Raw genomic sequence first — 2,710 nt, forward strand, 5'->3', positions numbered from 1 at the left:
AGCCGGCCGGCCGCCAGCAACAGCGGGACATCGGCAGGGGTATCAAAGCTATCGCGGGGCAAAGGCGCCACCGGTGTTTCGTCGGCAAAGTTGGGGATATGCACCACGCGCTCTTCGGGCATGCCACCCTCGATTAAGTGGCGGCAAATACCCTTGCTGATCCCCACCCAATAGTCAGCCTGCTGGTAATACTTGAGTTTGTAATAATGGCCGAGGCGATTAACCAGAACATAGTCGCCCTTCGGCGTGGCGGCGCTGGCGCGCCCCATCCAGGTCATTACCACATCGGGCTGAAAGGCGCGCAGGCGTCGGCGGTAGGCCCAGCCGTCGTAAATATCGAACTTGCCACCAAAACGAAAGCCTTCGGCATCTACCCCTTGGCTGCGCAGCGCCTCCAGGCGGTGGGCGTGACGGCGAATAAACGCGCGCTCATTAATGGCCCCCGAGGCCTGCAAGGCCGCACTGAGACGCACAAAAAAGTTTTCCGCACCGCCGTGCTCGGCGCCGGCCAACACTTGGGCGATACGCAGCGAATTTGTCATGACTGAGGTGAGTCCTTGGAGGTTGGCGTAGTCGCGTCAAGACCATCGTGAAATAACAGGCCGTGGGTGCCGGGAAACTCATCTCGACTGCGGGTCTGAATCAAGGTCTCAATACGCTGATGAAAGTTAGCAATTTTTCTCTGGGTTTTGGCGCGCTGCACAGCGCGAGGCTGCCAGCGCAGGGGAATCAAGTTTGCACTGCCCAGGCCGTCGATGACCACCAAGCGGCGGATACGCTCATCCGCCTCGCCGATCTCACGCTGTACGACCACATTGTGTACCAGGATATCCCTGGAGGGTACGCAGTGGCTCAGCCAATGCTCGCAGAGCTGCTCAACCGCCGCACGACAATCATCGCTGTAGCCGCGCTCCCAGACATACTGCTTCAGGGTGATGGAGATGCGGCCATCGCTGTCGCGAATCAACTCAGAGCTCAGCCCCCGCCCCATATCGGTGTCGACAAAACCATAGCAGCGACTGATGTGCTGAAAAATACTGTCCGGGTAGTGGCGCTCAAAACTCTGCATAACGCCAAATTCCTCCAGACTGTCATCAAAGCTGGACAAGGGTTTCAGGTTCTTCGGGAAGCCTTTCTTACGCCGACAATCCGCCAGGGTAAAATCCGGGCGCCGCACTTTAATACAACGACTAGCATCATCTGGGTCGATAAAGCACAGGCGATTGCCACCGCGCGCAAAGGGCTGCCGGCTAGCAAGCTGCGCCGTCATTTCATCGACCCATCTAAATTGATATCCCGCGCCCATACGTAGTCGTGACTAAAAGGCAGCTCAAGACTCGCCTCGACAATATACTGGGCGTAGAGCCGCGAATTCATTTCTTGGTGGAAAAACTGTCGCGCTCTAGCGGCCCAATGCTGGCGCTTGGCGTCGTCAAAATGGAATTCGCGAATCTTCGCCAACAAGTCCGCTTCGTCATCGAAGTACACCGCCGACTCCGCAGGCAGCAGCTCATCGAAACGCGGGCCGCTGTGGGTGAATTGCAGTATGCCATTGCCCGCCAACTGCGCCATGCGCGCAGAAGAGTACCAGTAGTCACCCTCCTGGCGATTTAAGTTCAATCCCATCTTGGTATTGGCCAGCGCTCTGTCGTAGTCGCGCCCCCATACCGGGGCCTCACCAAAGCTGCCATAGGTTTTGAAATTCATCTGGTCTTTGACCGCGTCTTTAATACGGCCAACCATTTCCAAGCGCTGGGTAAACTTGGTGGCATTGCTGCAAAATAACAGGTCAATCGGCAGATCGGTTTTCTGCGAATTATCCAGGCACTCCACCGAACTCTCAACCGGGTTTGGCATATGGTAAAGACGCGCCCCAATGCCTTCAAATTGCTGCAGCTCGCGACGGCCGGTCGACACAAAGACCGCGTCGGCCACCGACGCCCGCGAGGCGATACGATCGACATTGCTGGGCACAAACAAGGGGTCGTTATTGCAATGGGCAATTTTGCAGTTGGGATAGATCTTTTTGATTTCCAGCAAGGTGTCGTTGCTGATCATGTCGCAGTGCCCGGCAATCACCAGATCGGGCTCCATGGCTTCCACCATCTCCAGCAGACGCTTATTGGCTTTGCCCACGCCCAGATCGCGAATGCCTAGTGGCGCCTCGAAGGCAGCGATATCACGGTCGCTAAACGTCTGCAGATAATGATCGTTTTTAACCAAACCGAAACTGAGTTTCTGCGCCCAACTCACGCGAGTTTGGCCGTAGCGACGCAGCTGCTGATAGGCGACGTGTAATACTCTCATAGCGGTCTCGTTGTGGTTACCGTATTAATTTGCCCGCTGACACCCAGCGGGCAGCGCTGAGCGGCCGACTATACCATCGGCCAAGCCGAGGCGTCAGGCACTAGACCCGGCAGCCGAGTGCAATTGGGCAGTATTGCCAAGCAATCGGTAATACACCGACAGCGTGCTGCTTACCTGGTGATCAAGGTAATACTCCGGCGGCAAACTGATCTGATTATCGGCCTCAAGAAGGTCGGCCACCCTCGCAGCAAACGCCACCACATCATCGGCGGGCACCAGCCCCTGGCGAAAGCCGGCATTGAGGGACTCGCTGGCGCCGCCGCGGTCATAGGCCACCACCGGCGTGCCGCAGGCCAGCGATTCCGGCACGGTGCGGCCAAAGGGCTCTTCCTTATTCGACATA

4 protein-coding genes are annotated in these 2,710 nt (G+C 57.2%); all 4 read right to left on the reverse strand.

The annotated features are described in order from the left end of the window. The coding region (locus ABYM29_RS15445) for a glycosyltransferase (RefSeq protein ID WP_372865685.1) at positions 1-542 on the reverse strand (542 nt) is incomplete at its 3' end. After that, on the reverse strand, positions 539-1,270 hold the full coding sequence (locus ABYM29_RS15450) for a YrbL family protein (RefSeq protein ID WP_372865686.1): 732 nt from the start codon (positions 1,268-1,270) through the stop codon (positions 539-541). The genes ABYM29_RS15450 and ABYM29_RS15445, both read right to left, overlap by 4 nt. Then, a complete protein-coding gene (locus ABYM29_RS15455; RefSeq protein WP_372865687.1) occupies positions 1,267-2,307 on the reverse strand; it encodes a glycosyltransferase in 1,041 nt (346 codons plus the stop codon). The genes ABYM29_RS15450 and ABYM29_RS15455 overlap by 4 nt, the downstream gene beginning before the upstream one ends. A gap of 93 nt (positions 2,308-2,400) precedes the next feature. Further along, on the reverse strand, positions 2,401-2,710 hold a 310-nt coding region (locus ABYM29_RS15460; RefSeq protein ID WP_372865688.1), incomplete at its 5' end, for a glycosyltransferase.

The organism is Spongiibacter sp. (assembly GCF_041602295.1).
In the GTDB taxonomy this organism is placed as follows: domain Bacteria; phylum Pseudomonadota; class Gammaproteobacteria; order Pseudomonadales; family Spongiibacteraceae; genus Spongiibacter.

What these genes read in the sequence shown, in the direction of transcription:
- ABYM29_RS15450 (WP_372865686.1), bottom strand. Translation starts at nt 1,270, where the DNA reads ATGACGGCGCAGCTTGCTAGCCGGCAGCCCTTTGCGCGCGGTGGCAAT.
- ABYM29_RS15455 (WP_372865687.1), bottom strand. Translation starts at nt 2,307, where the DNA reads ATGAGAGTATTACACGTCGCCTATCAGCAGCTGCGTCGCTACGGCCAA.